The organism is Brevundimonas subvibrioides ATCC 15264 (assembly GCF_000144605.1).
Lineage (GTDB): Bacteria > Pseudomonadota > Alphaproteobacteria > Caulobacterales > Caulobacteraceae > Brevundimonas > Brevundimonas subvibrioides.
The window spans coordinates 2153179-2179718 of the sequence record NC_014375.1; the positions used below are offsets into that span (position 1 = coordinate 2153179).

Consider the following 26540-nt stretch of genomic DNA (forward strand, 5'->3'; position numbering starts at 1 on the left):
GATCTCCGACCGTGCCGGGCTCAACCCGGCACGGTCAGCGCACCATCCACGACAGCAGCAACAGCACCAGCAACAGGGCGCTGACGCCCTGCCAGAACCGCACGGGCTCGCGCTCCATCAGCGACAGGTCTCGGCGCATCGGCACGGCCTGGGCGCTGCCGCTCTCCAGCACATGGATCAGTTCCTCGACGTCGGCGAACCGGTCGGGCGGCTCGACCGCCAGGGTCCGCAGGATGGCCGCTTCCAGCCACGCCGGCATGTCGGGCCGATGGACGGTCGGACGGGTGGGCTTCTCGAACCGCATCCGGCTGAAGTCCTCCTCCTGGCCGCTTGGATAGTCGCCGGTGAACAGCCGGTACAGGGTCACCCCCAGCGCATACTGATCGCTCAGCGCATCGCCCGGATAGCCGGCGAACAGCTCCGGGGCCTTGTATCCCGGCGTGCCGGGGGCCTCCGCCTCGGCGAACTCCTCGATCCGGGGCAGGCGCGCGACGCCCAGATCGATCAGCTTCACGCCGCCGTTGCTCTCGAGGATGACGTTGTCCGGCTTGATATCGCGGTGCGCGATGCCCTGCCGGTGCAGGGCCGCGACGCCCCTGGCCAGACGGATGCCGACGTCGACGCCTGATGCGATATCAAACGGTTCTTCGGCGATCCTCGCGTGCAGGGTGCGGCCCGCGTAGAGGGGCTGGGCGATGTAGAGCCGGCTCTGGCGGCCCGCTTCGAGCGTCAGGGTCTTGCCCACGAACGGACTGTCGATCCGCCGTCCGATGAAGCTCTCGCGCAGAAAGGCACCCCGCGCGCCGCTTTCGGACAGCAGGGCCGGCTTCGGAAACTTCAACACCACGGGGGCGGTCGTGTCGCCGTCCCTGGCGATGAACAGCCGCGTATATCGGCCGTCGGACAGCAGCCGCTCCAGCCGGAAACCGTCAACGTTGTCGCCCACGTTCGGCGGCGGCAGGATCGGCAGGCCGGCCACTTCCGCCCCGATCGCATCCTGATCCACCGCACCGATCCGGATGACGTCAATGACGATGGCGGTGGCGTTGTCGCGCGTCCCGGCCAGGCCTGCCGCATCGACGATGGCCTGGGCGTCCGCCTCGGGCGAGGCGCGCCGGGACAGCAGGCGCACGAGGTCTTCCTCGGGCACCACGCCGTGCACGCCGTCCGTCGTCAGCAGCAGCCGGTCATGCGCCTTCAGGGCCACGGGGCGGGTGTCGAGCCTCAGGTCCGCCTCGATGCCGATGGCCCGATACAGCACATGGCTGAGGCCCGGCTGGCTCAGCACATGGTCGTCGGTCAGCCGGGTCAGGACGCCGTCGCGGAAATGCCAGGCGCGACTGTCGCCGACGTGCAGCGCCGTCGCCTCGCGACCCCGCAGCACCAGCGCGGTGAAGGTCGTCGCCGCGCCCGTCATGTCCGGATCGGACCGCCCCTTGGCGTGCAGCCAGCGGTTATAGCCGGTCAGGGCCGCGACCCCCGCCGCCGCCACACCCTTCAGGGGGTTCTGATCGACGTAGGCGTCGATGAAGGTGCGCCCCGCCAGCTCCGACGCCACGCGCCCGGCCTTGGACCCCGAAACACCATCGGCGACCAGGGCGACCATGCCGTGCAGGGCCTGTTCCGACGGCGGGCCGATGTGGACGGCCCCGAAGTCCTGGTTGTCCTTGCGGGGCCCGCGCGCGGTCGCGAATCCCGCCGCGATCTCCAGCCTGCCGTCCTCCGCCATGGCTCGCCCCCCCGGTTTTGCAGCAGACTTCACTTCGTATCTTGGATGCAAGGGCATCTGCCCCTATATTGCTCCTTGCCGGAGCTTGCTCCGGATATGGCGATAAACGCGCTTGTAATAAGCGGACCGGACCCGGGTGCGATTCCCGGCGGCTCCACCATTCTTCTCCCGCGTTATCGGCGGAAGCGTATGGGGCCGACTAGCATCGACGGACGTGTAAAGAAGATTGCTTTCGCTCGTCCTGGCCCACCGTATCGGGCCATTTTCTAACTGCGAACGATAACTTCGCTGGAGAAGTCCGCCTCGCCGCGTAATGCGGTTCGGTTGATTTCGAATCTTAAGTCCTAGGGGTTCAGATCCTTAGGCGGGGCCGCCGGAGGGCCTGCCAACAGAACCTCCGGCACTTTCCTGTTCAAGAGGCCCTCCTTCTGTTTTTTGAAGGATGGGGGCCTGCCAACAGAACCTCCGGCACTTTCCTTACATTGCCATCTTCCGCATGCCGCCCAGCCCCGCTATCTGTCGCGCGAGTGAGGGTTTCCATGGCCGACGACGCGCCGCCGATCGACGAGATGCATTACGAGAAGCTGGCGCAGGATGCCCTGCGCGGCGTGATCCGCGCTGCCCTCGAACGCGCCGCCAGCCCGGGCGGAATCCCGGGGGCCCATCATTTCTACATCACCTTCAAGACCCGCGGCCCCGGCGTGTCGGTACCGCCCGACGTGGTGGCCAAATATCCGGACGAGATGACGGTCGTCCTGCAGCACCAGTACTGGGACCTGGCCGTCGAACACGACCTGTTCTCGGTCATGCTGAAGTTCGGCGGGATGCCCAAGGTGCTGACCGTGCCCTACACGGCCGTGACCCGCTTCTACGATCCCAGCGTCCAGTTCTTGCTGCAGTTCGAGGCCCCCGAGCCGGTCGCCGAGCCGGTGGCCGAACTGCCCGCACCGAAGCGGACGGAGCCGTCCCCCTCGGGTGACGATGGTCCCAAGGTCGTCTCGCTGGACCAGTTCCGCAAGAAATAGGCTTTGCGCGGCCTGCACCCTTGATAGGCTGGCGTCCGGTCGAGTCGGGAGCACGCCTTGGTTCGAGCTGCGTTTATCGTATGTCTGGTCTGGTTGGGTGCTTCGCCCGCCCTCGGCCAGAGCCGTTTCGACGGCTGGGCGTCCGCCATCATCGCCGCCGACTGGCGGACCAGTGACGGCCAACCGATCGAGGCCTTCGACAACGCGCGTCGCGACCTGACCAGCGGGTTCCTCGCGGCCGGTTTCCGGCGCGCCGACATGGTCGACTACACCCTGCGCCCCGACGCAGAGCCGTCGACGTCGGCCGAGGCGGCCGTGGAGGGATTCGCCGAGGTCGCCGCCCGGGCCACGCGCGGCTGCTTCCTCTATGTCAGCTCCCACGGCTCGCCCCAGGGCATCAACTTCGGACCGACCTCCCGCGTCAGCCCCACCTCCATGGCCCGGCTGGTCAACGAGGTGTGCGGCGAGCGGCCGACGGTCGTGGTCGTCTCGGCCTGTTTCTCCGGCGTCTTCGTCGACGGCCTGTCAGGCCCGAACCGGATGGTCATGACCGCTGCGAAGCGCGACCGGGCCTCGTTCGGCTGCGGCGAGGATGCGGTCTATCCCTATTACGACGGTTGCGTGATCCAGAGCCTGCCGACGGCTACGGACTTCATCGCCCTGGCCAATGCCGCCCGGACTTGCGTCAAGGCGCGGGAAGAGGCCGAAGGCCTGACGCCCGCCTCGGAGCCCCAGGTCTTCATCGGACCGAACATGCAGTTGCTGCTGCCCACACTCAGGTTCAACCGCCCCGAAAGCTAGGCCCTGCGCGGAAACGCGCGGATCGTGATCCGTTCCCGCTCGCCCTCGCGCCGCTCGACCAGCAGGCGCGCCACCTGGGCGTCGTCGTGGAACAGATAGCCTTTGATGGCGTCCAGCAGGGCCTTGGCCAGATTGTCCAGATCCATCCAGGGCGGGTCGCCGACGTGCTCCATCACGATCTCGACGACAAAGTCGCCGTAAGACGGCCGCGACCCCCGCCACTCCTTGCGGAAGAACTCATAGACCAGCGGCTTGTAGTATTTGGCCTGGGTGGTCAGGCCGTCGATCATGATGACGACCGCCTCCCCCTCCTCCCGCGCCCGGACCTTGCCCGAGACGATCCAGTCGCCGTTCAAGACCCGCACCGCGCCGGCAGGTCGCCGACCAGGCGTGCGGACCGGATGACGACCGGCGGCGTCATCTGCTCCTCGCCGTCGGCGGGCATCATCTGGATGGCCCGCGCCACATCCAGCCCCTCGCTCAGACGCCCGAACGCGGCGAACCCCTGCCCGTCCGGGTTGCGCCCGCCGCCGAAGTCGAGGCTGGGCGTGTCCCGCGTGACGATGAAGAAGCTCGACGTCGCCGTGTCCGGACCGTTCCGGGCCAGCGAGATCGTCCCCGCCACATGCCGCAGACCGGTCTCCCGCGTGCGCTCCAGCGGAATGGAGGGCCGCGACGCATCGTCGGACCCGCGCGGCGTCGCGGCCTGGATCACGTCGATGGGGTTCGGGTTGTCGTTGGTCGCCGCCACCACGGTGCGAAAGAAGCTGCCGCCGTCATAATCGCCGGTCGTCACATAGCTGATGAAGTTGCAGGCCGAGACCGGTGCCCGTTCGACATCGAGATCGACGACCATCCGCCCCACGTCCGTGGTGATGACGACCTGAACGGGCGCGGGGGACGGCATCGTGGCGCATCCGCCGGAAACCAGCGCCGCCAAGGCCCCTGCCATTGTTCCAAATCGCCTCATGGCTGTCGCCGATCCCTGCTCGCCGCCTTGCCCGGCCGCCTGCCCGTGCTACACCCCGCCGCGATCCGTCGCCAAGCCGAAGACAGCCCATCATGACCCAGACCGTCCGCACCGAGACCGACACCTTCGGCCCCATCGAGGTCGCCGCCGACCGCTACTGGGGCGCGCAGGCGCAGCGAAGCCTCGGCAACTTCAAGATCGGCTGGGAGAAGCAGCCCCTGCCGATCGTCCGCGCCCTGGGCATCGTCAAGCGCGCGGCGGCCGAGACCAACATGGCCCTAGGCAAGCTGGACCCGGCGATCGGCGACACCATCGTCGCGGCCGCCAACGAGGTCATCGCAGGCAAGCTGGACGACCACTTCCCCCTCGTGGTCTGGCAGACCGGGTCGGGCACCCAGTCGAACATGAATGCCAACGAGGTCATCTCGAACCGGGCGATCGAGATGCTGGGCGGCGAGATGGGCTCCAAGAAGCCCGTCCACCCCAACGACCACGTCAACATGAGCCAGTCGTCCAACGACACCTATCCCACGGCCATGCACGTCGCCTGCGCCGAGGAGGTGGTCCACCGTCTGCTGCCGGCCCTGCAACAGCTGCGCAACGCCCTGAACGACAAGGCCGAGGCCTGGAAGGGCATCATCAAGATCGGCCGCACCCACACCCAGGACGCCACCCCCCTGACCCTCGGCCAGGAATTCTCCGGTTACGTCCAGCAGGTCACCAAGGGCATCGAGCGGATCGAATCGACCCTGCCCGACCTGATGCAGCTGGCCCAGGGCGGCACCGCCGTCGGCACCGGCCTGAACGCGCCGATCGGCTTCGCCGAGGGCGTGGCCGACCGCATCGCCGCCATCACCGGGTTGAAGTTCACGACCGCCCCCAACAAGTTTGAGGCCCTGGCCGCCCACGACGCCATGGTCATGAGCCACGGGGCGATCAACACGGTCGCCGCGTCGCTGTTCAAGATCGCCAACGACATCCGCTTCCTGGGCTCCGGCCCGCGCTCGGGCCTGGGCGAACTGGCCCTGCCGGAGAACGAGCCGGGCTCGTCGATCATGCCGGGCAAGGTCAACCCGACCCAGTGCGAGGCCCTGACCCAGGTCTGTGTCCAGGTGTTCGGCAACAACGCCGCGATCACCTTCGCGGGGTCGCAGGGCCATTTCGAGCTGAACGTCTTCAACCCGGTGATGGCCTACAACTTCCTGCAATCGGTGCGGCTGGTGGCCGACGCGGCGGTGTCATTCACCGAGAACTGCGTCGTCGGCATCGAGCCCCGGATCGACAACATCGAGCGCGGCCTGAACAACTCCCTGATGCTGGTCACCGCCCTGAACGGCAAGCTGGGCTACGACGCCTGCGCCAAGATCGCCAAGACGGCGCACAAGAACGGCACCACCCTGCGCCAAGAAGCCGTCGGCGGCGGCTATCTGACCGACGCCGAGTTCGACGAGGCGGTGCGCCCGGAGAAGATGATCTCCCCGGGCTGATCGTCGCCAGGGTCAGGCGCGAAAAAAGGCCAGCAGGTCGGCGTTGATCGTCTCGGCATGCGTCGTGCACATACCGTGCGGCAGGCCCGGATAGGTCTTCAGCGTGCCGTGCTTCAGCAGGGTGATCGCGATGCGGGCCGAGTCGTCGATCGGGACGATCTGGTCGTCCTCGCCGTGCATGACCAGAACCGGCACGTCGATGGCCTTCAGGTCCTCGGTGAAGTCGGTCTCCGAGAAGGCCTTGATGCAGTCGTAGTGCGACTTGGCCGACCCGGACATGCCCTGCCGCCACCAGTTGTCGATCACCGGTTCCAGCACCTTGGCCCCCGGACGGTTGAAGCCATAGAACGGCCCGGCGGCGACGTCGCGGTAGAAGACCGACCGGTTGGCGGTCAGGGCGGCGCGGAAGCCGTCGAAGACCTCGATCGGCAGGCCGCCTGGGTTGTGTTCGGTCTTCAGCATGATCGGCGGCACCGCCCCGATCAGGACGGCCCTGGCGACCCGCCCGGCGCCGTAGCGGGCCACATAGCGGGCGACCTCGCCGCCGCCGGTGGAGTGGCCGACGTGGATGGCGTCCCGCAGGTCCAGATGCGCGGCCAGGGCCGCGACATCGGCGGCATAGGTGTCCATCTCGTTGCCGTCGAAGCTCTCGCCGGATCGGCCGTGCCCGCGCCGGTCGTGGGCGATGACGCGATAGCCGTGGCCGAGGAAGAACAGCATCTGGGCATCCCAGTCATCGCCGCTCAGGGGCCAGCCGTGATGGAAGACGATCGGCTGGCCGCTCCCCCAGTCACGATAGAAGAGCGCCGTCCCGTCGGGTGTCTGGATGGTCGCCATGCCTGACCTCTGCTCGCCGGCTGCTGGTGGAGATCAGCAGGGTATCAACGTTCTCCGGTTGTGCCAGTCACAGTTTGGCGACACCTAGGGTTTGTCGCGGATCGTCGCTCCGACCGGCGCGAGCGCCAGCTTGGCCAGCTCAAGGTCCTTCAGCGCGAAGGGAATGCCGATGATGGTGATGGCCTCGGCGAAGGCGATCAGCAGGTGCGACAGGGCAATGTACCAGCCGGCGAAGACGAACCAGATGACGTTCAGCCCGACGCCGAAGCAGCCGATATCCTTGCCCTCGGCCTGGCCGGCCCAGACGACCTCACGCCCGAACGGCCAGAACGAATAGCTCGCGATCCGCCAGGCCGAGAACGCCCAGGGCAGGCCGACCACGGTGATCGCCAGGATCGCGCCGCCCAGCAGCCACAGAAGTCCGCTGATCCAGCCGCCAAAGATGAACCAGAGAATGTTCAGGATCAGTCGGATCAAGTGCGTCGCTCCCCGTCGACCCATCGCCGACGGACCCTAGATAGGCGAAAGGCCCCGCCGATATCAGCGGGGCCCTCGTGAATTCGTCGTAACCCGTCAGGGTCTAGTGCGCGTCGTGGGGCTTTTCGGTCCACTGCGCCTTGGCGTCGTCCTTCGTGAGCGACAGGCGAACCTTGTCGTCGTCCACGGACTCGACCCAGCTGACCGGGATCATGTGGTGCTTGAAGCCGCCGGCGAGATCCAACTTGGCCAGTTCGATCTGGTCGCCGAGCACGTGGTCCACACGGCCGACGTGGCCGCCGTCCGATCCGACGACTTCGAGGTGTTCCTTGATGAGCGTGACGTCTACCATGGGGAGGTCTCCTGTCTGGGGTGAGACAGACAAACGCCGACCCGTGCGCCGGGTTGCCGGCTGCGCCGAAAGGATCCGATGGCCGAGATCGTGAACCTGAACCGCGCGCGGAAAGACCGCGCGAAGACCGAGGCGACGTCGCAGGCGAAGGCCAACCGTGTTCTCCACGGATTGACCAAGGATCAGCGCGACGCGGCCCGCGCGGAACGCGAGCGCCTGTCTCGGCTGCTCGATCAGACGCGGCGCGAGGACTAGCCGGCGGCCTTGGGCGCGCGGCTCAGCAACACCTGTCCGCCGAGCACCAGCGCCAGTCCCACCGCTGCAGACCAGCCGAACCGGGCGTCCTCGAACAGCAGCGAGACCAGCATGGCGATCGGCGGCGTCAGGGCCGAGATGTAGCTGGCCAGGGCATAGCCCCGCGCCCGCGCCACGGCGAAATAGGTCACGAACGCCACGACCGAGCCCATGACCGCCAGATAGATCAGCGAGACCAGATAGCCGGGGCTGGAATCGATGGTGAACCGGGCACCGGTCACTAGGCCGTACACGACCAGCATCCCGGTCCCGTAGGCCATGGCCCATCCCGTCTGGGGCAGGATCGCCGTCCCCTGTTCCTGACCGCGCCAGGAGAAGTAGTTGCCGACGGCCGAGCTGAGCACGGCCAGGAAGGCCAGGCCGATGCCCATCAGGGCGCGCTGGTCGAAGCCCGCTCCCAGCGCCTCGCCACCCGACAGGACCGCGACGCCGATGATGCCCAGGCTGGCCCCCATCCACGCCCCGCGCGAGGCCTTCTGGCCGACGACGAGCCGGAACAGCACCAGGTTCAGGAAGGCCAGCCCGGCGAACACCACAGCGACGATGGCCGAGGTCACATGGCCCTCGGCCGCATAGGTGAAGGAGTAGCTGATGGCGAAGACGAACGCCCCCTGCCCCACGGCCGCCAGGTGCTGACCGCGGGTCAGCTTCAGCGATCGCCCGGTCACCGCGCAGCCGACGATCAGCACCAGGGCCGCCAGACCGAACCGCCAGACCAGCGATGCCACGGGATCGACCGTGCCCAGTTGCCAGGTGATCGCATACCAGGTCGTGCCCCAGATCACGGCGCACAGAACGACGCCGCCGATCGCCAAAGCATCGGCGGACGGGCGGCGCAGGGTGTCGGACAGGCTCACGGCAGGATTCCGGTAGGAGGGGCTGGATCCATGCCGGTCGCCGAACGCGGAGGCAACCGCGATCGGCGTCTGGTAGCCCAAGGTTGCCTTATGTCACGCCCGCAGCTTCACGGCGGCTCGCACCGCTTCGGGCACGGCCGCATAGACCGTCGGCGGCGCGATTTTGAGGCGGCTGCGCGCTGCGTCCAGCGGCTCCCGGAACAGGGCCTCGTAGTCCAGTCCCGGCAGCCACCGCGCCGCGCGTCCGTTACGCCAGGCCTGCAGCACCGCCCGCCGCGCCGGAATGGCCCGGTTCTCGCGCTGGATCTCTCGCGCCGCGCCGTAGCCGATGAAGGCGAAGCCGAGATTGCGGGTCTGGCCGTAGGAGAACGACACCACGCAGGCCTCGCCCAGGGCATCGGTGCCGTAGCCGGTCAGGACGTGCCAGATGTCATGGATGTCCCGCAGCCGCCGGGAGTACCAGACGATCGGATGCGGCGCGTCGATGAAGGGCACCACCTCGCGCTCGACGGCGGCGAGGCCGTCCGCGGTAAAGCCGCGCGCCTCGCGAAACGCCCGATATTCCGCCCCGACCGTCCCGTCGGCGAACTGCGCCAGCCACACGGGATCGTCCAGCCTTTGCGCCAGTTCGTCGCGCAGGAAGGCCTGACGACCGCCCTCCATGGTTCGCAGCATCCGGCCATAGCCGCGGGCCTGCGATCGACCGGACAGGGCCTTCATGATTTCAAAGACCTGGGCGGTGTCTTCCTTGTCGCGGATCAACTTGCGAAAGGCGCGGAAGGCCGCGACGGGCTGGAGCCGCTGCGGCTTCAGCGACTGGAACTCTTCCGGGTCGGCAACCGTATCCATGGTCATCAAGGCATCCCGCTCTATGGATGCTGAATGTAGCGCACCCTGCGACCGTCGCGAACCCCGGCCCGTATCTGAACGGAGCCCCCGCCATCCTGCGGCCGAAACCGAGATTGCCTTGTCCAGTCCGACACCTGCGCCGACCCCCCGCCTGAACGCCCTCTCGACCGCCTGGCCGCCCTTCACCCTCAGACAGGAAGATGTCGCCGCGAACGGGGCCGAGCTGTTCGCCACGACCCATGGCGGCTTCAAGCGGCTGGAGCCGATCTACAGGAACTCGCTGATCGAGACGCGCCACTCCTGCGTCCCCATCGAATGGTATCTGCAGCCCCACAGCTTCGCGGAGCGCAACCGGCTGTTCCTCGACAACGCCGTCGCCCTGATGGCCGAGAGCGCCACAAAGGCGCTGGACGAGGCCGGCCTGACCGCGGATCAGATCGACTGCATCGTCACCGTCTGCTCCACCGGCATCGCCACGCCGTCGCTGGAGGCGCACCTGATGCAGGTCATGCCGTTCCGTCCGGACGTGCGCCGCGTGCCCCTGTTCGGGCTCGGCTGCGCGGGCGGCGTCCTCGGTCTGGCCCGGGCGGCGGAGGCGGCGAAGGCCTGGCCCGAAAGCCGCGTCCTGCTGCTGGTCGTGGAACTGTGCGCGCTGACCTTCCGCTATCAGGACCGGTCGAAGTCCAATCTGGTCGCCACGGCTCTGTTCGGCGATGGCGCGGCGGCGGCCATCGTCTCGTGCCGCGACGACGGCACCGGCCCCGTGCTGGGAGCCAGCCATGAGCACACCTGGCCCGACAGCCTTGACGTCATGGGCTGGGACGTCGCCGACGACGGGTTGAAGGTCGTCTTCAGCCGCGACATCCCGGCCCTGGTCCAGAACGACTTCCAGCCGATCGCGGAGGCTTTCCTGTCGACCAACGGCCTGACCGCCGCCGGGGTCGGTGGCTTCGTCTGCCACCCCGGCGGGGCCAAGGTCATCGAGGCCCTGGAGGGGGTCTTCACCCTCTGTTCCGGCGAGATGCGTCACACCCGCGACGTGCTTCGTGAGCACGGCAACATGAGCTCGGCGACGGTCCTGTTCGTGCTGAAAGCGACGCTGGAGGCGAACGAGCCGGGGCCATGGCTGCTCACCACCCTGGGGCCGGGGTTCACCACGGCGCTGATGCTGGTCCACCCGCAATGATGTGGTTTCTGATCGTCCTGGGCCTCGTGGTGGCCCAGCGGCTGGGCGAGCTCTGGCTGGCCGACCGGAACACCAGGGGTCTGCTGGCCGATGGCGCGGTGGAGATCGGCGCGGGTCACTATCCGCTGTTCGTCATCCTGCACACCGCCTGGCTGTCCGCCCTGGCCATCTTCACGCCCTGGACGGCCGTGCCGAACCCCTGGTTGCTGGCGGTGTACGTCATCCTCCAGTTCGGCCGGGTCTGGGTCATCGCCACACTGGGTCGCTACTGGACGACCCGCATCATCACCCTGCCCGGTGCCCCGCTTGTGCGATCAGGGCCGTTTCGGTTCGTGCGTCACCCCAACTACTGGGTGGCCTCGCTGGAGATCGCCATCCTGCCGCTGGTCTTCGGACAGGTCTGGATCGCGCTTGTGTTCAGCGTCCTGAACGGCATTCTGGTCGCCTACCGCATCCGTATCGAGGAGCGGGCCCTGGCCGACCGCGAGACCTGATGCTCAAGAAGCGATCCGTTACCCTGGCCGGCCATGCCACCTCCGTGGCGCTGGAGCCCGAGTTCTGGGCCGTTCTCGACGGGATCGCCGCCGAGCGAAACCTCAGCCATGCTGGCCTTCTGGTCTGGATCGACCAGACCCGCGGGCGTCGCCCCCTCGCCTCGGCCTGTCGTCTCCTCGCGCTGGAGCACGCAGGGTCAGGATCCATCACTCGCTAACTGCGACAATCGCGCGCACGGTCTCCTCCTCATACAGGGGATACCGCCGTGCCAGTCGACCGCAGCAGCCTTCTACCGCCCGCCATCTTCGGCGGCCTCATCGCCATCGGTCTGATCGGGTCCGGCATCGCCATCGGCGGCGGGGTCATCAATGCCCAGGTCGGCAACCGGCAGGTCACCGTGCGCGGCGTGGCCGAGCGCAACGTCGTGGCCGATCTGGCCGTCCTGACCATCAACTTCAGCCACTCGGGCGACGATCTCGACGCCGTCACCGGCAAGATCGACAGCGATCTGCTCAAGGTCCAGCAGTTCCTGAAGGCCCAGGGCTATCCCGACGACGCCCTGACCAACGGCCGCCTGTCGGTCACCGACAACAAGGCCAACGCCTATCAGCCCGCCGTCGACGTGCTGCACTACACTGCCACGAACTCGGTCACGATCCGTACGCGCGACGTCGCGCGGGTGGCCCAGACCCAGCGCTCGCTGGACGATCTGGTGCGCCAGGACGTGCTCATCGGCTTCGCCGATCCGCTGTACGTCTACACGAAGCTGAACGAGGTCCGGCCGTCCATGATCGCCGAAGCGACCGCCTCGGCCCGCTCGGGTGCCGAACAGTTCGCCAAGGACTCCGGCGCGCCGCTGGGCCCGATCCGTCAGGCGACCCAGGGCTCGTTCGAGATTCTCGCCCGCGAGGACATCGACAACGAATCCACCTCACTGGACAAGCGCGTCCGCGTGGTGGCGACGGTCACCTATCAGCTGCGCTAGATGCGGGCGTCTCCTCCCCGTTGCGAAGCGATGGGGAGGTGGCTCGAAGCGAAGCGAAGAGACGGAGGGGTTCTCGGTGCACGCAGAGCCCCTCCGTCAGCTCGCGAAGGGCTCGCTGCCACCTCCCCATTGGCCAAAAGGCCAACGGGGAGGAGACCCATTGATCAGTTCGAAGGGGCCGGACCCGGCGACGGCAAGGTCGGCGGCTCGATGTCCGGAAGGTTCGGGGCTTCCATCTTCGGCAGGTTCACATCGACATCGACATTGGTGTCGGCCGCATCACTCACCGGATTGTTTCCGCTCAGCAGCACATAGGCGATCACGGCCACGACGATCACCAGTCCGCCGATCAAGAAGGCGATGAAGCCGCCGCCTCCGCCGCGCCGCTCGGGCTGGACGTTGACGTTGGTCTGAGGCTGACGATCGACGATCACCACCCGTTCCGGCGGAGTGTTGGGATCGGTCATCTAGTTGCCGCCCGGCAGCGAAGGTGCTTCCACCTTCGGCAGGTTGACGTCGACGTTCACGTCCTGCGTCTTCGGCGTCATGCCGCCACCGGCGAAGACGAAATAGGCCACGATCGCCAGCACGACGACCACGCCGCCGACGATGAAGGCCAGACCGGCGTTGCCGCCGCCGCTGCTTGAATTCTCTGCCATTTTTAAAGTCCCTCTCCAATCCACCCCTGGACCGCTGAAACGACGGCGACGCTTGCCGGTTCCGCGCATGCCCACGTCGGGGACTGACTTTGGCCTCTGTGCTCATTATGTTCCGGGTCACGCCGAATCCCGAGACAGCCGCATTGACCGACGCCGCCCTGCCCGCCCCCCGTATTTCCGACCTCGCCCGCTCGCGCGGTCCCGGTGGCGTGGCGCATGAGACGCCCGACTATCTGGGCGGCCTGAACCCCGAGCAGCGCGAGGCCGTCGAGGCGACCGAGGGCCCCGTGCTGGTCCTCGCCGGCGCCGGCACCGGCAAGACCCGCGTCCTGACCACGCGTCTCGCCCACATCCTCGCCACCGGTCGCGCCCGCCCCTGGGAGCTGCTGGTCGTCACCTTCACCAACAAGGCCGCGCGCGAGATGCGCGAGCGGATCACCCACCTGATCGGTCCCTCGGCCGAGGGCCTGCGGTGGCTGGGTACCTTCCACTCCGTCGCCGCCCAGATCCTGCGGCGTCACCCCGAACTGGTCGGCCTGAAGTCCAGCTTCACCATTCTCGACACCGACGACCAGGAACGGCTGCTGAAACAGCTGCTGGAAGCCGCCAACATCGACACCAAGCGCTGGACGCCCAAATCCCTGTCCGGACTGATCGACCACTGGAAGAACCGCGGCTGGACACCCGAGAAGCTGCCGCCCGGCGAGGATTTCGCCAACGGCAAGGGCCAGACGCTCTACGCCGCCTACCAGTCGCGTCTGGCGACGCTGAACGCCTGCGACTTCGGCGATCTGCTGCTGCACAACCTCACGATCCTTTCGAAACACGCGGATATCGCTGAAGAATACCGCAAACGCTTCCGCTATATCTTGGTCGACGAATACCAGGACACCAACGTCGCCCAATACCTGTGGCTGCGGCTTCTGACGTCCTCGACCGGCAACGTCTGCTGCGTCGGCGACGACGACCAGTCCATCTACGGCTGGCGCGGGGCCGAGGTGGACAACATCCTGCGCTTCGAGAAGGATTTTCCGGGGGCCAAGATCGTCAAGCTGGAGCGCAACTACCGCTCCACCAGCCACATCCTCGGGGCCGCGTCCGGCCTCATCGCGGCTAACCGCGACCGGCTGGGCAAGACCCTCTGGACCGAGGACCAGACCGGCGACAAGGTCCGGGTGCGGGGGGTCTGGGACGGCGACGCCGAGAGCCGGCTGATCGCCGACGAGATCGAGACGGCGAAACGCGATGGCATGAAATACAGGGACATGGCCGTCCTTGTTCGTGCGTCATTTCAGATGCGGGCGTTCGAGGAGCGGTTCGTCCTGCTCGCCATCCCCTACACGGTCATCGGCGGCCCGCGGTTCTTCGAACGCGCCGAGATCCGCGACGCCCACGCCTACCTCCGCCTGATCCAGTCCGAGGACGACGATCTCGCCTTCGAACGGATCGTCAATGTGCCCAAGCGGGGTATCGGCGACACCTCGGTGCAGAAGATCCTTCAGATCGCCCGCCACAACGGCGTCTCGGCCATGACCGCCGTCCGCGACCTGATCACCTCCGACGAGCTCCAGGCCCGCACCCGCACGGCCCTGTCGTCCTTCGTGCGCGACCTCGACCGCTGGCGGGCCCTGGCGTCCGACACCCGTCACTGGCTGCTGACCGAAACCGTGCTGGAAGAGAGCGGCTACACGGACATGCAGAAGGCCGATCGCGCGACCGGCCCGGCCCGCCTCGACAACCTCAAGGAACTGACCCAGGCGATGCAGTCGTTCGAGACGCTCGGGGCCTATCTCGAACACGTGTCGCTGGTCATGGATCTGGACCGGGGCCCGTCGTCGGACGCGGTCCAGATCATGACCCTGCACGGGGCCAAGGGGCTGGAGTTCCCCCTGGTCTTCCTGCCCGGCTGGGAGGAAGGCGTCTTCCCGTCCCAGCGCAGCATCGACGAGAAGGGCGAGAAGGGCCTCGAGGAGGAACGCCGTCTGGCCTACGTCGGGGTGACCCGCGCCAAACAGGACGCCCGCATCAGCTTCGCCGCCAATCGACTGGTCTATGGCCGCTGGACCAGCCAGCTGCCCAGCCGGTTCGTCGACGAACTGCCCATCGCCCACGTCGAGGCCGAGTCAGACACCGGCTATTACGGAGCCTCCGGCGGCATGAAGGAGGCGAAGTCCCGATGGGACGACGCCCCGTCGTTCGGGGCAGGCTACACCTCCCCGGGCTGGCAGCGCGCCAAGGCCTTCACGGCCGGCCAGACGCCGGGCGCCCGCCCTGCCCGCAACGCCGTCATCGAGGGCGAAGGCCGCCTGATCGCCACCGCCGACCCGAAATCGGGCAGCGGCTTCGTCAAGGGCGACCGGGTCTTCCACCAGAAGTTCGGCTACGGCGCGGTCCGGATCATCGAGGGGAACAAGCTGACGGTGGAGTTCGAAAAGGCGGGCGAAAAGAAGGTCATCGACACCTTCGTCGAGAAAACGTCTCAGGTCTGACCGCGCTGGCGGGGCATCTTGGTGCCCGTTCACGGTGCCACAGCGCCCGATCGATCCGGGCGCTCAGCGCCCCGGCGCGAGCTCGTTCTGCACCCGCCGGCCCAGCGGATCGCGCGCCACCCACGTCTGCCCGACCCGCGCCTCGACGACCGGCGAGCAGTACCGGGAAATCATCATGAAGGCCGGTCGGATGCCGTTCAGGCAGACGCGCTGCCCCTCGATCCGCCAGCTCGCCGACAGCCGCCGTCCGTCCGAGAACTGCGCCGAATACGACCCGTCGCGATTGAACCAGTGGCGCACCCAGCCGCCGTCCGGGTACCGGGACACCAGGGTGTTCTCGAACATGTCGGCGATCTCTGCCGCCGCGGTCACGGGCGTCGCCACGACGCAGGCCGCCGCCAGCGCGATGATGGTCTTCTTCATGCCTGAACCCCTTCCGGCATCTCTTCCCCGACCCAAGTCTTAACGAAAGTTCACACAAATCCAAGGCCCGGTCGGCGTGCCAGGGACGCGACCGCTGGTCGGCGAATACTTGACTCTGGCGTGGGGACTTCTATATCCGGCGCACGTTCGGGACAGGATTTGGCGAATCGCGCCGCCCGCTCGCCCAGAGACAGGGCGGTTCCGCGACATTCCCCGCCGGCCCATCGATCGGGCGGCTCCTGCTTCCCCACCGGCGCGCCTTCGTGCCGGGCTCCGTCCAAGGATACATGACCGAATTTTCCGCTCTGGGCCTCTCGCCCACGACCCTGCAAGCCGTCATCGACACCGGCTACACCACGGCCACCCCCATTCAGGCCCAGGCCATTCCCGTGGCCTTGGCGGGCCGCGACGTGCTCGGCATCGCCCAGACCGGCACCGGCAAGACCGCCGCCTTCACCCTCCCCCTCATCGAACGGCTGTCCAAGGGCCGCGCCCGGGCCCGTATGCCCCGCGCCCTCGTCCTGGCCCCCACCCGCGAACTGGCCGACCAGGTCGCCATGTCGTTCGAGAAATACGCCAAGGGCACCAAGCTGAGCTGGGTCCTGCTGATCGGCGGCGTCTCCATGGGCGACCAGGTCGCGGCGCTGAACAAGGGCGTCGATGTCCTGATCGCCACGCCGGGCCGTCTGTTGGACCTGTTCGAACGCGGCAAGATGATGCTGAACGGCGTCGAACTCATGGTCGTCGACGAGGCCGACCGCATGCTCGACATGGGCTTCATTCCCGACATCGAGCGCATCTTCAAACTGACGCCGCCCAAGCGCCAGACCCTGTTCTTCTCGGCCACCATGCCGCCCGAGATCACCCGTCTGACCCAGGCCTTCCTCAAGGATCCGACCCGGATCGAGGCGTCGCGCCCCGCCATGACGGCCGAGACCATCACCCAGTATCTGGTCCGCATCCCCTCCAGCGACCCCAAGGCCAAGCGCGCCGCCCTGCGCGAGCTGATGGCTCGGGCCGACGTCCGCAACGGCATCGTCTTCTGCAATCGCAAATCCGAAGTCGATGTGGTCGCCAAGTCCCTCAAACAGCATGGCTTCGATGCCGCGCCGATCCATGGCGATCTGGATCAGTCCCTGCGGACGAAGACCCTGGCCGATTTCCGCTCGGGCGCGCTGAAGATCCTGGTGGCGTCCGACGTCGCTGCGCGTGGACTGGACATTCCCGACGTCAGCCACGTCTTCAACTACGACGTCTCGCACCACGCCGACGACTACGTCCACCGCATCGGCCGCACCGGCCGCGCGGGCAAGCTGGGTCAGGCCTTCATGATCGTGACCCCGGCCGACGACAAGTCGCTGGATAAGGTGATGAAGCTGATCAAGATGAGCCCCGAGGAACTGGTGCTCGACCTCGACTGGTCGAACCTCGGCGGTGGATCTCCCCGTCGCAGCGACGCCAAATCCGATGCGCGTCCTGCGCGCGGCAAGAGCCGGACCGAAACCGTGGCAAAGCCCGTCGAGGAGCCCGCTGATCCGGTCGTGCGCGCGCCCGTCGCCGACGCCCCGGTCGCGTCGGACGAGCCCCCCGCACGCCGCACCCGAAGCCGCCGGTCCAGCAAGGCATCGACCCCTGCGGCCTCGGCCGAGCCCGTCGCGCCGGTGGCCGAAGCCCCGACGATCGTCGAGCCGACGGCCGAACCGCGCCAGCCTGCGGCCGAGCCACGCCTGCGCCAGGCCGACCGCCGCCCCGGCGGCCGGGCCGGTCACGATCCTGCGCCCGTACGCGAGGGCGCGGGCTTCGGCGGCGATGTTCCCGCCTTCCTCCGCCGGCCGGTCACACTCAAGGGTTGAATTTTCGCTGGCGCGCGTGTATTTTTGCGTAGCGTTTAACCCGGTGTTACGGATCGGTGTCTAGGGTCATGCTGAGAGACGCGTCACCTCGATAGGACGCGGTGCGGGAAGCCCTGAATGTCGACACAGGTCCAGACAACGCTGCGTAGCCCCGAAGCATTCGCTTTGGCCCGGCGCGCCGTGGATGAAATGGAACGTGCCGGCGTCTGGCCGACGCCCCTGAACTTCGAACTGTGGATTCACTGGCTCGGTGATCCCGACGGCGCTCTCGGCCAGGAAATGACCCGGTTGCTCGGCGACGGCACGGCCTTCACCGACGGCACGGCCGAGATGCTGGCGGCTGAATATCTGCCGCGCGGCCGACTGTCCGAGGAAATCCGCGATGCCGGCGCCGTCCTGAACCGCGAGTTGTCGACGGTTTCGGAGGCGATCGCCAAGGCCCAGAAATCCCAGGCCGCCTATGGCCAGACCCTGGCCGGCGCTTCCGCCCATCTGGAAAGCTCCGCCGAACCGTCGGCCCTGCTCGGCGTCGTCTCCACGCTCTCCAGGGCCACCACGCAGGTCCAGGCCGAGAATGCCACCCTGGAAAAACGGCTGGAAACCTCGACCAAGGAGGTCGCCCGACTTCGCGAGCACCTGGAACAGGTCCGCCGCGACGCCATGACGGACGCCCTGACCAACCTCGCCAACCGCAAGGCCTTCGACGAAGAGCTGCTGCGCGCCTGCGACGAGGCCGAGAAGAAGCGCCAGCCGATGAGCCTCGCGGTGCTCGACATCGACCATTTCAAGCGCTTCAACGACACCTGGGGCCACCAGACCGGCGATCAGGTCCTGCGGTATGTCGCCAGCGTCATCGGCCGCATCTCCAAGGCCCCGCGCGTCGCGGCCCGCTACGGTGGCGAAGAGTTCGCCATCATCTTCCCCTCCGAAAGCGCTGCGCTGGTGGAAGCCGCCCTGAACCAGATTCGGGAAGAGATCGGCAGCCGCGCCCTGCGCCGGCGGTCCACCAACGACGAGCTCGGGGCCGTCACCATCTCCGGCGGTCTGGCCCAGCGCCGCCCCGGCGAGACCGGATCCTCATTGCTCGACCGCGCCGACGAGGCGCTCTATGCGTCCAAACGGGCCGGCCGGAACAAGATCACCAACGGTGAGCGCCTGGAAGAAGCCGCCTGACCGATCGCATCTGTCAGGCTGACGCCATGCGCAGTTTCGCCTTCAACCTCGCCTACTGGATCCTGTCGATCGGTTACGGTCTGACGGCCGCCTTCGCCGCCCTGATCCCCGGCCGGGACGCCACCGCCTTCGTCATTCGCCGCTATGTCCACCGGATGGTGCAGGCGATGCGGCTTCTGGCGGGCATCCGGATCGAGGTGCGTGGCCGGGACCGCCTGCCGACGGGGGCCTTCATCATCGCCTCCAAGCACCAGAGCTGGGGCGACGGCTTCGCCACCTACGACCAGTTCGACGACCTGGCCTTCGTCACCGGCGATCACCTCGAGAAATTTCCGCTGCTGGGCACGGTGCTGAAGAAGCTCGGGGCCATCGTCGTGAACAACTGCGGCGGCCGCGAAGCGCGCGATTCCCTGAAGCAGAGCGGCGCGACCGCCCATGCCGAGGGCCGCAAGATCCTGATCTATCCCGAGGGCAACCTGGCCAAAACGGGCGAGAAGTTCCGCTATCGGTCGGGGGTCTGGCACATGTATCGCGACTTCGACATGCCCGTCGTCCCCCTGGCGTCGAACCTCGGTCTGTTCTGGCCGCAGGAGGCCTATGCCAAGCATCCCGGAACGGCGACGCTGGAGTTCCTCGACCCGATCCCGACGGGTCTGGGCAAGGAGGCGTTCCTCGAACGCCTGGAGGCCATCGTCGAGGCCCGCACCGCAGAGCTGATCGCCGAGGCCCGCGGCGGGCCGGTGATCCCGAACGTGCGGGTACTGGCTCCCGACGAGATGGCGAAACAGGCCAGGGCCGCCCGCGCCTAGGCTTTCACCTTCCGCGGTCGTTTGGCGGCCGCCTTCCGCAGGGCGACCTCGATCGACTGGCGGGCCCAGGCCACGGACTCGTCGGGATCGTCCATCGCCGGTTCCGGCATCGACCAGTAGGCCATGCTCATCGTCTGCCCGTCCTTGGTCGGAAAGGTGAACTGTCGCGCTCCGGCCTCGACCAGCAGGGGCGCATTGGTTTCATCGGCCTTCAGCCAGACGACGCCATCGTCCAGCAGGGCGAAGATCAGGCCGTTGGCATAGACCGCCGCCCCGCCGAACATCCGCTTGATCTCGACAGGCCCCAGCCCGGCGAACTGCTCTCGCACCCAGTCGCCGAACTCGGGGTCATAGGCCATCGATCAAGCCGCCGGGACGACCGCGCCGTCGTACTTCTGCGCGATGAAGTCCTTCACCGCCTGGCTCCGCAGGGCCCGCGCCAGGGCCTGGATGCGGGGGTCGTTCTGGTTGTCGGGCCGGGCCACCAGATAGTTGACATAGGGGCTGTCGCCGCCCTCCAGCGCGAGCGCATCGGTCCGGGGCTTCAGGCCCGCGTCCAGCGCATAGTTGGTGTTGATCACGGCCAGATCGACCTGGTCCAGCACGCGCGGCAGGGTCGCGGCCTCGATTTCGCGGAAGGTCAGGTTCTTCGGATTGGTCGCGATGTCGCGCACGGTCTGGAGGGGATTGGCGGGATCGCGCAGGGTGATCAGACCGGCCGACTGCAGCAGCAGCAGCGATCGTCCCGTGTTCGACGCGTCGTTGGGCAGGGCCACGTCCGCCCCATTGGGCAGATCGGCAAGGGCCCGGTGCCGCCGCGAATACGCCCCCAGCGGCTCGACGTGGACGCCGGCCACGGTGATCAGGGTCGCGCCGCGCGCGGCGTTGAACTCGTCCAGATAGGGCTTGGTCTGGAAATAGTTGGCGTCGATCCGCTTCTCGGCCAGCTGGGTGTTGGGCTGAACGTAGTCGTTGAACACCTTGATCTCGATCGGGAAACCCTCGGCCGCGAGCGTGGGCTTGAGGAACTCCAGGATCTCCGCATGCGGGACGGCCGTCGCGCCCACGATCAGGGGCGCTGAGCCGTCGGCGGCCTTCTCGGCCCCCTGACCGCAGGCGGCGAGGGCCAGCGCGGCGGCGGCCAGGATCAGGGTGCGTCGGAACATGGAGAACTCTCGGGTCAGTCGAAGGTCAGCGGTGCGAGACCCTAGCGACCAGACGGTCGCCGATCATCTGCAGAATTTGTACGAGCAGCAGCAGCAGAACTACGGTCACCACCATCACATCGGTCTGGAACCGCTGATAGCCGAACCGGATCGCCAGGTCGCCCAGCCCCCCGGCCCCGACCACGCCCGCCATGGCGGTATAGCTGACCAGGGCGATCGCCGTGACCGTGCCGCCGGCGATGATGCCGGGCATGGCCTCGGGCAGCAGGGCGCGCGTCACGATCTGCCAGGTCGACCCGCCCATGGCCTGGGTCGCCTCGACCACCCCCTTGTCCACCTCGCGCAGCGCGGTCTCGACCAGACGCGCGTAGAAGGGCGCGGCCCCGACTACCAGCGGCGGGATGGCCCCCGCCACGCCCAGAGAGGTCCCGACCAGGATCACCGTCACCGGCAGCATGACGATCAGCAGGATGATGAAGGGCACCGAGCGCAGGATATTGACCACCAGCGACAGCACCCCGTTCAGCACGGGATTGGCCGCCAGCCGCCCCTTGCCGGACAGATACAGCAGCACCCCCAGCGGGATGCCGAACACGACCGTCAGGGCCATGGCGCCGAACAGCATCAGCAGGGTGTCGCGCGTCGCGCGCAGGATTTCAGGCCAGTCGACCTCGGCGAAGAACTCCATCACAGCGCCTCCACGACCACGCCACGCGCGGCCAGCTGGGCCACGGCGGCATCGGCGTCGCCGCCGGTGAAGGCCACGACCATCTGGCCATAGGGTTCGCCGCGGATGCGGCTGATGCGGCCCGACAGGATCGAATAGTCCACCCCGGCCGACCGGGCGACGCGGCTCAGCTCCGGCTCATAGGTCGACCCACCCCGGAACGTCAGCTTGGCCAGCCGCCCGCCCGCCGGCACGACCGAGGCGTCGAACGTCTCGCCGCCCTCGCCTTCGGCCAGCATGGCGCGGGTCACCGGCGATCTGGGATGCAGGAAGACATCGGCCGTGGCCCCCTCCTCCACCAGACGCCCGTCCTTCAGCACCGCCACCCGGTCGCAGACACGCCGAACCACCTCCATCTGGTGGGTGATCAGCACGATGGTCAGGCCCAGGTCACGGTTCAGCCCGTCCAGCAGGCCGAGGATCTCGTCCGTCGTCTCCGGATCCAGCGCGCTGGTCGCCTCGTCGCACAGCAGGACCTCGGGGCTGCAGGCCAAAGCGCGGGCGATGCCGACCCTCTGCTTCTGCCCGCCCGACAGCTGGGCCGGATGTTTGCGCGCGTGTTCGGCCAGGCCCAGCTGATCCAGCAACTCCGCGGTCCGCCGCGCCACCTCGGCCGCCGGCCGACCCTCCAGCCGCAAGGGGAAGGCCACGTTCTCGGCGATGGTCTTGGCGTTCAGCAGGTTGAAGTGCTGGAAGATCATGCCGATCCTGCGCCGCGCGGCGCGCAGCTCGGCAGGCTTCAGCGCCGTGATCTCCTGATCGCCGACGAAGACCTTGCCCGCGTTGGGCGTCTCCAGCCGGTTGATCGTGCGGATCAGGGTGGACTTGCCCGCGCCGGACCGCCCGACCACGCCGAAGACCTGCCCGCGCGCGACCGCCAGATCGACGGCGTCGAGCGCCACACGTTCGCCCGCAGCGCTTCGATAGCGCTTGGTGACCCCTTCCAGCCGGATCATGTCAGTCGGCCTCGAGGGCTTTCGCGGGGATGATGGTGACGCTCTCGCCGCAACCGCAGGCGTCGGTCTGGTTCGGATTGCGGAACACGAACTTGGACGACAGTTTCGACGTCTCGTAGTCCACTTCCGACCCGATCAGGAACAGGATCGCCTTGGGGTCGATCAGGATGGTGACGCCCTTGTCCTCGACCACCTCGTCCATGGGGCCGATCTCCTCGGCATAGGCGAAGGTGTATTCCTGACCCGCGCAGCCGCCATTCTTCACCCCGACACGCAGGGCGACATAGGCCTTCTCGGCATTGGCCATGATCTCGCGCACGCGTTCGGCGGCGGCCTCGGTCAGGGTCACGACCTTGGGGCGCGGCCGGCGGGGACGGGCTGTGGTCTGAAGCTCGCTCATCAGAACATGTTCAAGGCCAGCTTGGCCTCGTCGCTCATCTTGGACGGATCCCACGGCGGCTCGAACACCAGGTTGGCGCGGGCGGACTTGATGCCCTCGACCTTCATCACCGCGTCCTCGATCCAGCCGGGCATCTCGCCCGCCACCGGACAGCCGGGAGCCGTCAGCGTCATGTCGATCAGCACGTCCCTGTCGTCCGACAGATCGACCTTGTAGATCAGGCCCAGCTCATAGACGTCCACCGGGATCTCCGGATCGAACACGGTCTTCAGCGCCGCGATCAGGTCCTCGGTCAGCCGGTCCAGCTCCGCCTGCGGCAGGGCGGCCGTCTGCGGCTCCGCCCAGGCGTCCGCGAACGTCTCGCTCTTGCTGATCGTCTGGTCGTTCATCTCGCTCATACAAAGAACTCCCGCGCCTTGATCAGCGCGTCCACGAAGGCATCCGCATCTTCCACGGTGTTATATAGGGCGAAGCTGGCCCGCGCGCTCGATGTGATGCCAAATCGCTTCGACAAAGGCTCGGCGCAATGCAGTCCGGCCCGCACGGCCACGCCATAGCGGTCCAGAATCTGCGCCACGTCGTGGGCGTGGGCCCCTTCGACCGTGAAGGTCAGGATGGCCCCCTTGCCCGGGGCCTCGCCGATGATCCGCAGCCAGTTCAGTCCCGACAGGCGGGCCACGACATGGTCGTACAGCGCCCGCTCATGCGCCGCGACGGCCTGGCGGTCGAAGGCCATGAACCATTCCAGCGCCGCGCCCAGACCGATGGCCTCGAGGATGGGCGGCGTGCCCGCCTCGAACCGGTGCGGGATGCCGGCATAGGTCACCGCATCCTCGGTGACGGTGGCGATCATCTCGCCCCCGCCCTGATACGGCGGCAGGGCCTCCAGCGCCGCGCGCTTGCCGTACATCCCTCCGATGCCGGTCGGGCCATACAGCTTGTGGCCGGTGAAGACGTAGAAGTCGCAGTCCAGCGCCTGGACATCCGGGCTGCAGTGCACCGCCCCCTGACAGCCGTCGACCAGCACCAGCGCCCCGGCCGCATGGGCCAGATCGGCGACGGCGCGCACGTCGTTCACCGTGCCCAGCACGTTGGACATATGGGTCACGGCGACCAGCTTCGTCCTCGGCCCGATCAGCGCGGCCAGACCGGCCATGTCCAGCGATCCGTCGTCCAGCACCGGGGCCCATTTCAGCACGATGCCCAGCCGGTCGCGCAGCATCGACCAGGGCACGATGTTGGCGTGGTGCTCCATCTGGGTCGTGACGATCTCGTCGCCGGGCTTCAGGCTCTGCGCCAGCCCGGCCGCGACGAGGTTGAAGGCCTCGGTCCCGCCCTTGGTCCAGACGATCTGGTCGGGGCTCTCGGCGTTCAGGAACCGGGCGACAGTTTCCCGCGCCTGTTCGAAGGCCTCGGTCGTCTCGTTGGCCAGGGTGTGCAGGCCCCGGTGGACGTTGGAATAGGACCCCTCCATCGCCGCCGTCAGGGCGTCGATCACCGCCCGCGGCTTCTGCGCCGAGGCGGCCGAGTCCAGATAGACCAGCGGCTTGCCGTTCACCGTTCGCGACAGGATCGGGAACTGGGCGCGCGCGGCATGCACATCAAATCCTCCCCCGCCCTTCGCGGGGGAGGGGGACCACGAAGTGGTGGAGGGGGCGGACGCAAGCACCGTGTCTGGGGTCGCCCCCTCCACCCCGCTTCGCGCGGTCCCCCTCCCCCGCGTCGCTTCGCTTTGCGGGTGAGGATTGTTCAGAGTCGCGCCGTCAGCCATGACCGGACCTCCTCCCTCGCGCCTTCGTCCGCGATGCGATCGACGACCTCGAACAGGAAGGCCTGGGTCAGCAGGGCCCGCGCCTCATCGGCCGGGATGCCGCGCTGCTCCATGTAGAACAGGGCGCTCTCGTCCAGATTGCCGACCGTGTTGCCGTGGGCGCACTGCACGTCGTCGGCATAGATTTCCAGCTCGGGCTTGGCGTCCACCTCGGCCCGTTCGCCCAGGATCAGGGCATGGTGGCCCATCCGCGCGTCGGTGCCGTCGGCCCCGCGCTCGACCACGATCTTGCCCTGGAACACGCCGCGCGCGGTGTCGCGCACCACGCCCTTGGTCAGCTGGGAGGTGACACCGTTCAGGCCGTTGTGGCGGACCACGCTGGTCAGGTCGGAATGGCGCTCGCCGGACAGGGCGTAGAGCCCGTCCAGAACGATCTCCGTCCCCTCGCCGCCGTGCGCCAGATGGGTTTCCTGCCGCTGCAGGCGCGCGCCATGGGTGACCGTCGTCTGGCGATAGACCGCGCCCGCGGCCGTCTTCACGCTCGTCACGGCGACCGAGATCGCGTCGGCCGGCTCGTCGATCAGCACGACCCGGGTGACTTCCGCTCCGGCCGGAATGTCCAGCTCGATCCGTGTGTTGGCGACGTAGGCTGAGCCGGAGCCTTCATGGCTTTCCAGCAGGGTCAGGCGCGCGCCGGGTCGCACCGCGATCCGTACCGCCGCGCTGTGGCCCGTGCCCGTGGCGTCCGAGACGAACCGCAGCCGCAGCGTCTGCTCGCCCGAGGCGACGAAGGCGTCCGCCCCGACCGCCCGGCCGTTGGCGAAGGCCAATTCCTCGCCGCCGAGCGCCGCGAACGGCCCGCCCGGGGCAATCGTCACGGCCGGCGAAGGCGGCGGCGTCTCGCGCAGGACGCGGGCCAGATCGGTGTATTTCCACGCCTCGACCCGCCGGGACGGGAAGGTCGAGGGGTCGCGAAGGTCCAGCGCCGTCACGCGGCCTGCGGCAGGTATTTGTCGTACCCTTCCGCCTCCAGCTGCAGCGCCAGCTCCGGCCCGCCCGAGGCCACGATCCGGCCGGCGGCCAGCACATGGACCCGGTCAGGTTTGATGTAGTCGAGCAGCCGCTGATAGTGGGTGATCACCAGCATGGCGCGATCAGGCGAACGCAGGGCGTTCACCCCCTCCGACACGATCCGCAGGGCGTCGATGTCGAGGCCGGAATCGGTCTCGTCGAGGATCAGCAGCGACGGCTCCAGCAGGGCCATCTGCAGGATCTCCATCCGCTTCTTCTCGCCACCCGAGAAGCCGACGTTGAGCGGCCGCTTCAGCATCTCGAAGTCCATCTTCAGCGCCGCCGACGCCGCCTTGACCTGTTTCAGGAAGGCCGGGGCGGACACCTCCTCCTCGCCCCGCGCCCGCTTCTGGGCGTTCAGCGCCGTGCGCACGAAGGTCAGGGCGGGGACGCCGGGGATCTCGATCGGATACTGGAAGGACAGGAAGACGCCCTCGGCCGCCCGCGCAGCCGGGTCAAGCTCGAGCAGGTCCTGCCCGTTCCACGACACCGCGCCCTCGGTCGCCTCATAGCCGGGCCGCCCCGACAGGGCGTAGCCCAGCGTCGACTTGCCGGCCCCGTTCGGCCCCATGATGGCGTGCACCTCGCCCGCCGGAACGTCGAGCGTCAGGCCCTTGAGGATCGGCTTGTCGCCGACGGAAACGTGGAGGTTGTTGATCTTGAGCATTGTTTCTTCTT

General features: G+C 67.8%; 32 protein-coding genes and 1 other RNA gene. 13 read left to right on the top strand and 20 right to left on the bottom strand.

Annotation, left to right across the window (positions count from 1 at the left end; all coding sequences use genetic code 11):
- Positions 1-34: 34 nt before the first annotated feature.
- Positions 35-1729, bottom strand: a complete 1695-nt coding sequence (locus tag BRESU_RS10660) for a bifunctional protein-serine/threonine kinase/phosphatase (RefSeq protein ID WP_013269559.1) — start codon at positions 1727-1729, stop codon at positions 35-37.
- Positions 1730-1766: 37 nt separating this feature from the next.
- On the opposite strand from BRESU_RS10660, the gene ssrA reads away from it, so the two are divergent.
- From ssrA to BRESU_RS10670, 3 genes are all read left to right on the top strand, one after another.
- Positions 1767-2134: a transfer-messenger RNA gene (gene ssrA, locus BRESU_RS17180) on the top strand.
- A gap of 134 nt (positions 2135-2268) precedes the next feature.
- Positions 2269-2754 carry an SspB family protein gene (locus BRESU_RS10665; protein ID WP_013269560.1) on the top strand — a complete coding sequence of 162 codons (486 nt, stop codon included), beginning with the start codon at positions 2269-2271 and terminating at the stop codon, positions 2752-2754.
- Between the two features lie 93 nt (positions 2755-2847).
- On the top strand, positions 2848-3555 hold the full coding sequence (locus BRESU_RS10670; RefSeq protein WP_050762494.1) for a C13 family peptidase: 708 nt from the start codon (positions 2848-2850) through the stop codon (positions 3553-3555).
- Here BRESU_RS10670 and BRESU_RS10675 read toward each other — a convergent pair.
- On the bottom strand, positions 3552-3845 hold the full coding sequence (locus BRESU_RS10675; protein WP_425358227.1) for a RusA family crossover junction endodeoxyribonuclease: 294 nt from the start codon (positions 3843-3845) through the stop codon (positions 3552-3554). The two genes, BRESU_RS10670 and BRESU_RS10675, sit on opposite strands and share 4 nt — an antisense overlap.
- 62 nt (positions 3846-3907) lie before the next feature.
- Positions 3908-4462, bottom strand: coding sequence for a peptidylprolyl isomerase (locus BRESU_RS10680; protein WP_218915382.1), 555 nt, complete (start codon positions 4460-4462; stop codon positions 3908-3910).
- Positions 4463-4617: 155 nt separating this feature from the next.
- On the opposite strand from BRESU_RS10680, the gene fumC reads away from it, so the two are divergent.
- Positions 4618-6012, top strand: a complete 1395-nt coding sequence (gene fumC / locus BRESU_RS10685) for a class II fumarate hydratase (protein WP_013269564.1) — start codon at positions 4618-4620, stop codon at positions 6010-6012.
- 12 nt (positions 6013-6024) lie between these two features.
- Here the strand turns inward: fumC and BRESU_RS10690 are convergent, their stop codons facing one another.
- From BRESU_RS10690 to BRESU_RS10700, 3 genes are all read right to left on the bottom strand, one after another.
- Positions 6025-6849 (bottom strand): alpha/beta fold hydrolase, encoded by an 825-nt coding sequence (locus tag BRESU_RS10690; RefSeq protein ID WP_013269565.1) that lies wholly within the window; start codon positions 6847-6849, stop codon positions 6025-6027.
- Between the two features lie 84 nt (positions 6850-6933).
- The gene (locus tag BRESU_RS10695) at positions 6934-7326 is read right to left on the bottom strand and encodes a YccF domain-containing protein (protein WP_013269566.1); all 393 of its coding nucleotides are present in this window, start codon (positions 7324-7326) and stop codon (positions 6934-6936) included.
- Between the two features lie 103 nt (positions 7327-7429).
- On the bottom strand, positions 7430-7678 hold the full coding sequence (locus BRESU_RS10700) for a DUF2171 domain-containing protein (RefSeq protein ID WP_013269567.1): 249 nt from the start codon (positions 7676-7678) through the stop codon (positions 7430-7432).
- A gap of 78 nt (positions 7679-7756) precedes the next feature.
- On the opposite strand from BRESU_RS10700, the gene BRESU_RS17185 reads away from it, so the two are divergent.
- The gene (locus BRESU_RS17185; RefSeq protein WP_013269568.1) at positions 7757-7933 is read left to right on the top strand and encodes a DUF4169 family protein; all 177 of its coding nucleotides are present in this window, start codon (positions 7757-7759) and stop codon (positions 7931-7933) included.
- On the opposite strand, the gene BRESU_RS10705 is transcribed toward BRESU_RS17185, so the two are convergent.
- Positions 7930-8850: a DMT family transporter gene (locus BRESU_RS10705; RefSeq protein ID WP_245528559.1), complete on the bottom strand. Its 921-nt coding sequence runs from the start codon at positions 8848-8850 to the stop codon at positions 7930-7932. The two genes, BRESU_RS17185 and BRESU_RS10705, sit on opposite strands and share 4 nt — an antisense overlap.
- Before the next feature lie 93 nt (positions 8851-8943).
- Positions 8944-9705, bottom strand: a complete 762-nt coding sequence (locus tag BRESU_RS10710; RefSeq protein WP_013269570.1) for a Coq4 family protein — start codon at positions 9703-9705, stop codon at positions 8944-8946.
- A 112-nt stretch (positions 9706-9817) separates the two neighbouring features.
- On the opposite strand from BRESU_RS10710, the gene BRESU_RS10715 reads away from it, so the two are divergent.
- From BRESU_RS10715 to BRESU_RS10730, 4 genes are read left to right on the top strand one after another with little or no spacing between them, the layout of a single operon-like run.
- The gene (locus BRESU_RS10715; protein ID WP_013269571.1) at positions 9818-10885 is read left to right on the top strand and encodes a type III polyketide synthase; all 1068 of its coding nucleotides are present in this window, start codon (positions 9818-9820) and stop codon (positions 10883-10885) included.
- Positions 10882-11379, top strand: a complete 498-nt coding sequence (locus BRESU_RS10720) for an isoprenylcysteine carboxyl methyltransferase family protein (protein ID WP_013269572.1) — start codon at positions 10882-10884, stop codon at positions 11377-11379. Before BRESU_RS10715 ends, BRESU_RS10720 begins: the two co-directional genes overlap by 4 nt.
- Complete coding sequence (locus BRESU_RS10725; protein WP_013269573.1) at positions 11379-11597, top strand: ribbon-helix-helix domain-containing protein; 219 nt, start codon at positions 11379-11381, stop codon at positions 11595-11597. Before BRESU_RS10720 ends, BRESU_RS10725 begins: the two co-directional genes overlap by 1 nt.
- A 48-nt stretch (positions 11598-11645) precedes the next feature.
- On the top strand, positions 11646-12365 hold the full coding sequence (locus BRESU_RS10730) for an SIMPL domain-containing protein (protein ID WP_013269574.1): 720 nt from the start codon (positions 11646-11648) through the stop codon (positions 12363-12365).
- Between the two features lie 164 nt (positions 12366-12529).
- Here BRESU_RS10730 and BRESU_RS10735 read toward each other — a convergent pair whose 3' ends face one another.
- Positions 12530-12832 (bottom strand): hypothetical protein, encoded by a 303-nt coding sequence (locus BRESU_RS10735; protein WP_013269575.1) that lies wholly within the window; start codon positions 12830-12832, stop codon positions 12530-12532.
- Positions 12833-13024, bottom strand: coding sequence for a hypothetical protein (locus tag BRESU_RS10740; protein ID WP_013269576.1), 192 nt, complete (start codon positions 13022-13024; stop codon positions 12833-12835).
- A gap of 107 nt (positions 13025-13131) precedes the next feature.
- On the opposite strand from BRESU_RS10740, the gene BRESU_RS10745 reads away from it, so the two are divergent.
- Positions 13132-15513, top strand: a complete 2382-nt coding sequence (locus BRESU_RS10745) for an ATP-dependent helicase (protein WP_050762495.1) — start codon at positions 13132-13134, stop codon at positions 15511-15513.
- 63 nt (positions 15514-15576) lie between these two features.
- Here the strand turns inward: BRESU_RS10745 and BRESU_RS10750 are convergent, their stop codons facing one another.
- The gene (locus tag BRESU_RS10750) at positions 15577-15936 is read right to left on the bottom strand and encodes a hypothetical protein (protein ID WP_013269578.1); all 360 of its coding nucleotides are present in this window, start codon (positions 15934-15936) and stop codon (positions 15577-15579) included.
- A 287-nt stretch (positions 15937-16223) separates the two neighbouring features.
- Between BRESU_RS10750 and BRESU_RS10755 the strand changes: the two genes are divergently transcribed.
- The 3 genes from BRESU_RS10755 (at position 16224) to BRESU_RS10765 (ending at position 19771) form a co-directional block, all read left to right on the top strand.
- Positions 16224-17789, top strand: coding sequence for a DEAD/DEAH box helicase (locus tag BRESU_RS10755; RefSeq protein WP_013269579.1), 1566 nt, complete (start codon positions 16224-16226; stop codon positions 17787-17789).
- A gap of 117 nt (positions 17790-17906) precedes the next feature.
- Positions 17907-18962 (top strand): GGDEF domain-containing protein, encoded by a 1056-nt coding sequence (locus tag BRESU_RS10760; protein ID WP_013269580.1) that lies wholly within the window; start codon positions 17907-17909, stop codon positions 18960-18962.
- 26 nt (positions 18963-18988) lie between these two features.
- Positions 18989-19771 (top strand): lysophospholipid acyltransferase family protein, encoded by a 783-nt coding sequence (locus tag BRESU_RS10765; RefSeq protein WP_013269581.1) that lies wholly within the window; start codon positions 18989-18991, stop codon positions 19769-19771.
- On the opposite strand, the gene BRESU_RS10770 is transcribed toward BRESU_RS10765, so the two are convergent.
- The 9 genes from BRESU_RS10770 to sufC are packed head-to-tail and all read right to left on the bottom strand — an operon-like array spanning position 19768 to position 26529.
- Positions 19768-20130: a TfoX/Sxy family protein gene (locus tag BRESU_RS10770; RefSeq protein ID WP_013269582.1), complete on the bottom strand. Its 363-nt coding sequence runs from the start codon at positions 20128-20130 to the stop codon at positions 19768-19770. The two genes, BRESU_RS10765 and BRESU_RS10770, sit on opposite strands and share 4 nt — an antisense overlap.
- 3 nt (positions 20131-20133) lie before the next feature.
- Entirely contained in the window at positions 20134-20937 is an 804-nt protein-coding gene (locus BRESU_RS10775; protein ID WP_013269583.1) for a MetQ/NlpA family ABC transporter substrate-binding protein, read from the bottom strand.
- A 25-nt stretch (positions 20938-20962) separates the two neighbouring features.
- Complete coding sequence (locus tag BRESU_RS10780) at positions 20963-21625, bottom strand: methionine ABC transporter permease (RefSeq protein WP_013269584.1); 663 nt, start codon at positions 21623-21625, stop codon at positions 20963-20965.
- On the bottom strand, positions 21625-22620 hold the full coding sequence (locus tag BRESU_RS10785) for a methionine ABC transporter ATP-binding protein (protein ID WP_013269585.1): 996 nt from the start codon (positions 22618-22620) through the stop codon (positions 21625-21627). The genes BRESU_RS10780 and BRESU_RS10785 overlap by 1 nt, the downstream gene beginning before the upstream one ends.
- A 1-nt stretch (position 22621) precedes the next feature.
- Positions 22622-23020, bottom strand: coding sequence for a HesB/IscA family protein (locus BRESU_RS10790; protein ID WP_013269586.1), 399 nt, complete (start codon positions 23018-23020; stop codon positions 22622-22624).
- Positions 23020-23409: an SUF system Fe-S cluster assembly protein gene (locus BRESU_RS10795; RefSeq protein WP_041762462.1), complete on the bottom strand. Its 390-nt coding sequence runs from the start codon at positions 23407-23409 to the stop codon at positions 23020-23022. The genes BRESU_RS10790 and BRESU_RS10795 overlap by 1 nt, the downstream gene beginning before the upstream one ends.
- 5 nt (positions 23410-23414) lie before the next feature.
- The gene (locus tag BRESU_RS10800) at positions 23415-24791 is read right to left on the bottom strand and encodes an aminotransferase class V-fold PLP-dependent enzyme (RefSeq protein ID WP_013269588.1); all 1377 of its coding nucleotides are present in this window, start codon (positions 24789-24791) and stop codon (positions 23415-23417) included.
- Complete coding sequence (sufD, locus tag BRESU_RS10805) at positions 24770-25783, bottom strand: Fe-S cluster assembly protein SufD (protein ID WP_013269589.1); 1014 nt, start codon at positions 25781-25783, stop codon at positions 24770-24772. The genes BRESU_RS10800 and sufD overlap by 22 nt, the downstream gene beginning before the upstream one ends.
- Positions 25780-26529, bottom strand: coding sequence for a Fe-S cluster assembly ATPase SufC (gene sufC, locus BRESU_RS10810; RefSeq protein WP_013269590.1), 750 nt, complete (start codon positions 26527-26529; stop codon positions 25780-25782). Before sufC ends, sufD begins: the two co-directional genes overlap by 4 nt.
- Positions 26530-26540: the final 11 nt, after the last annotated feature.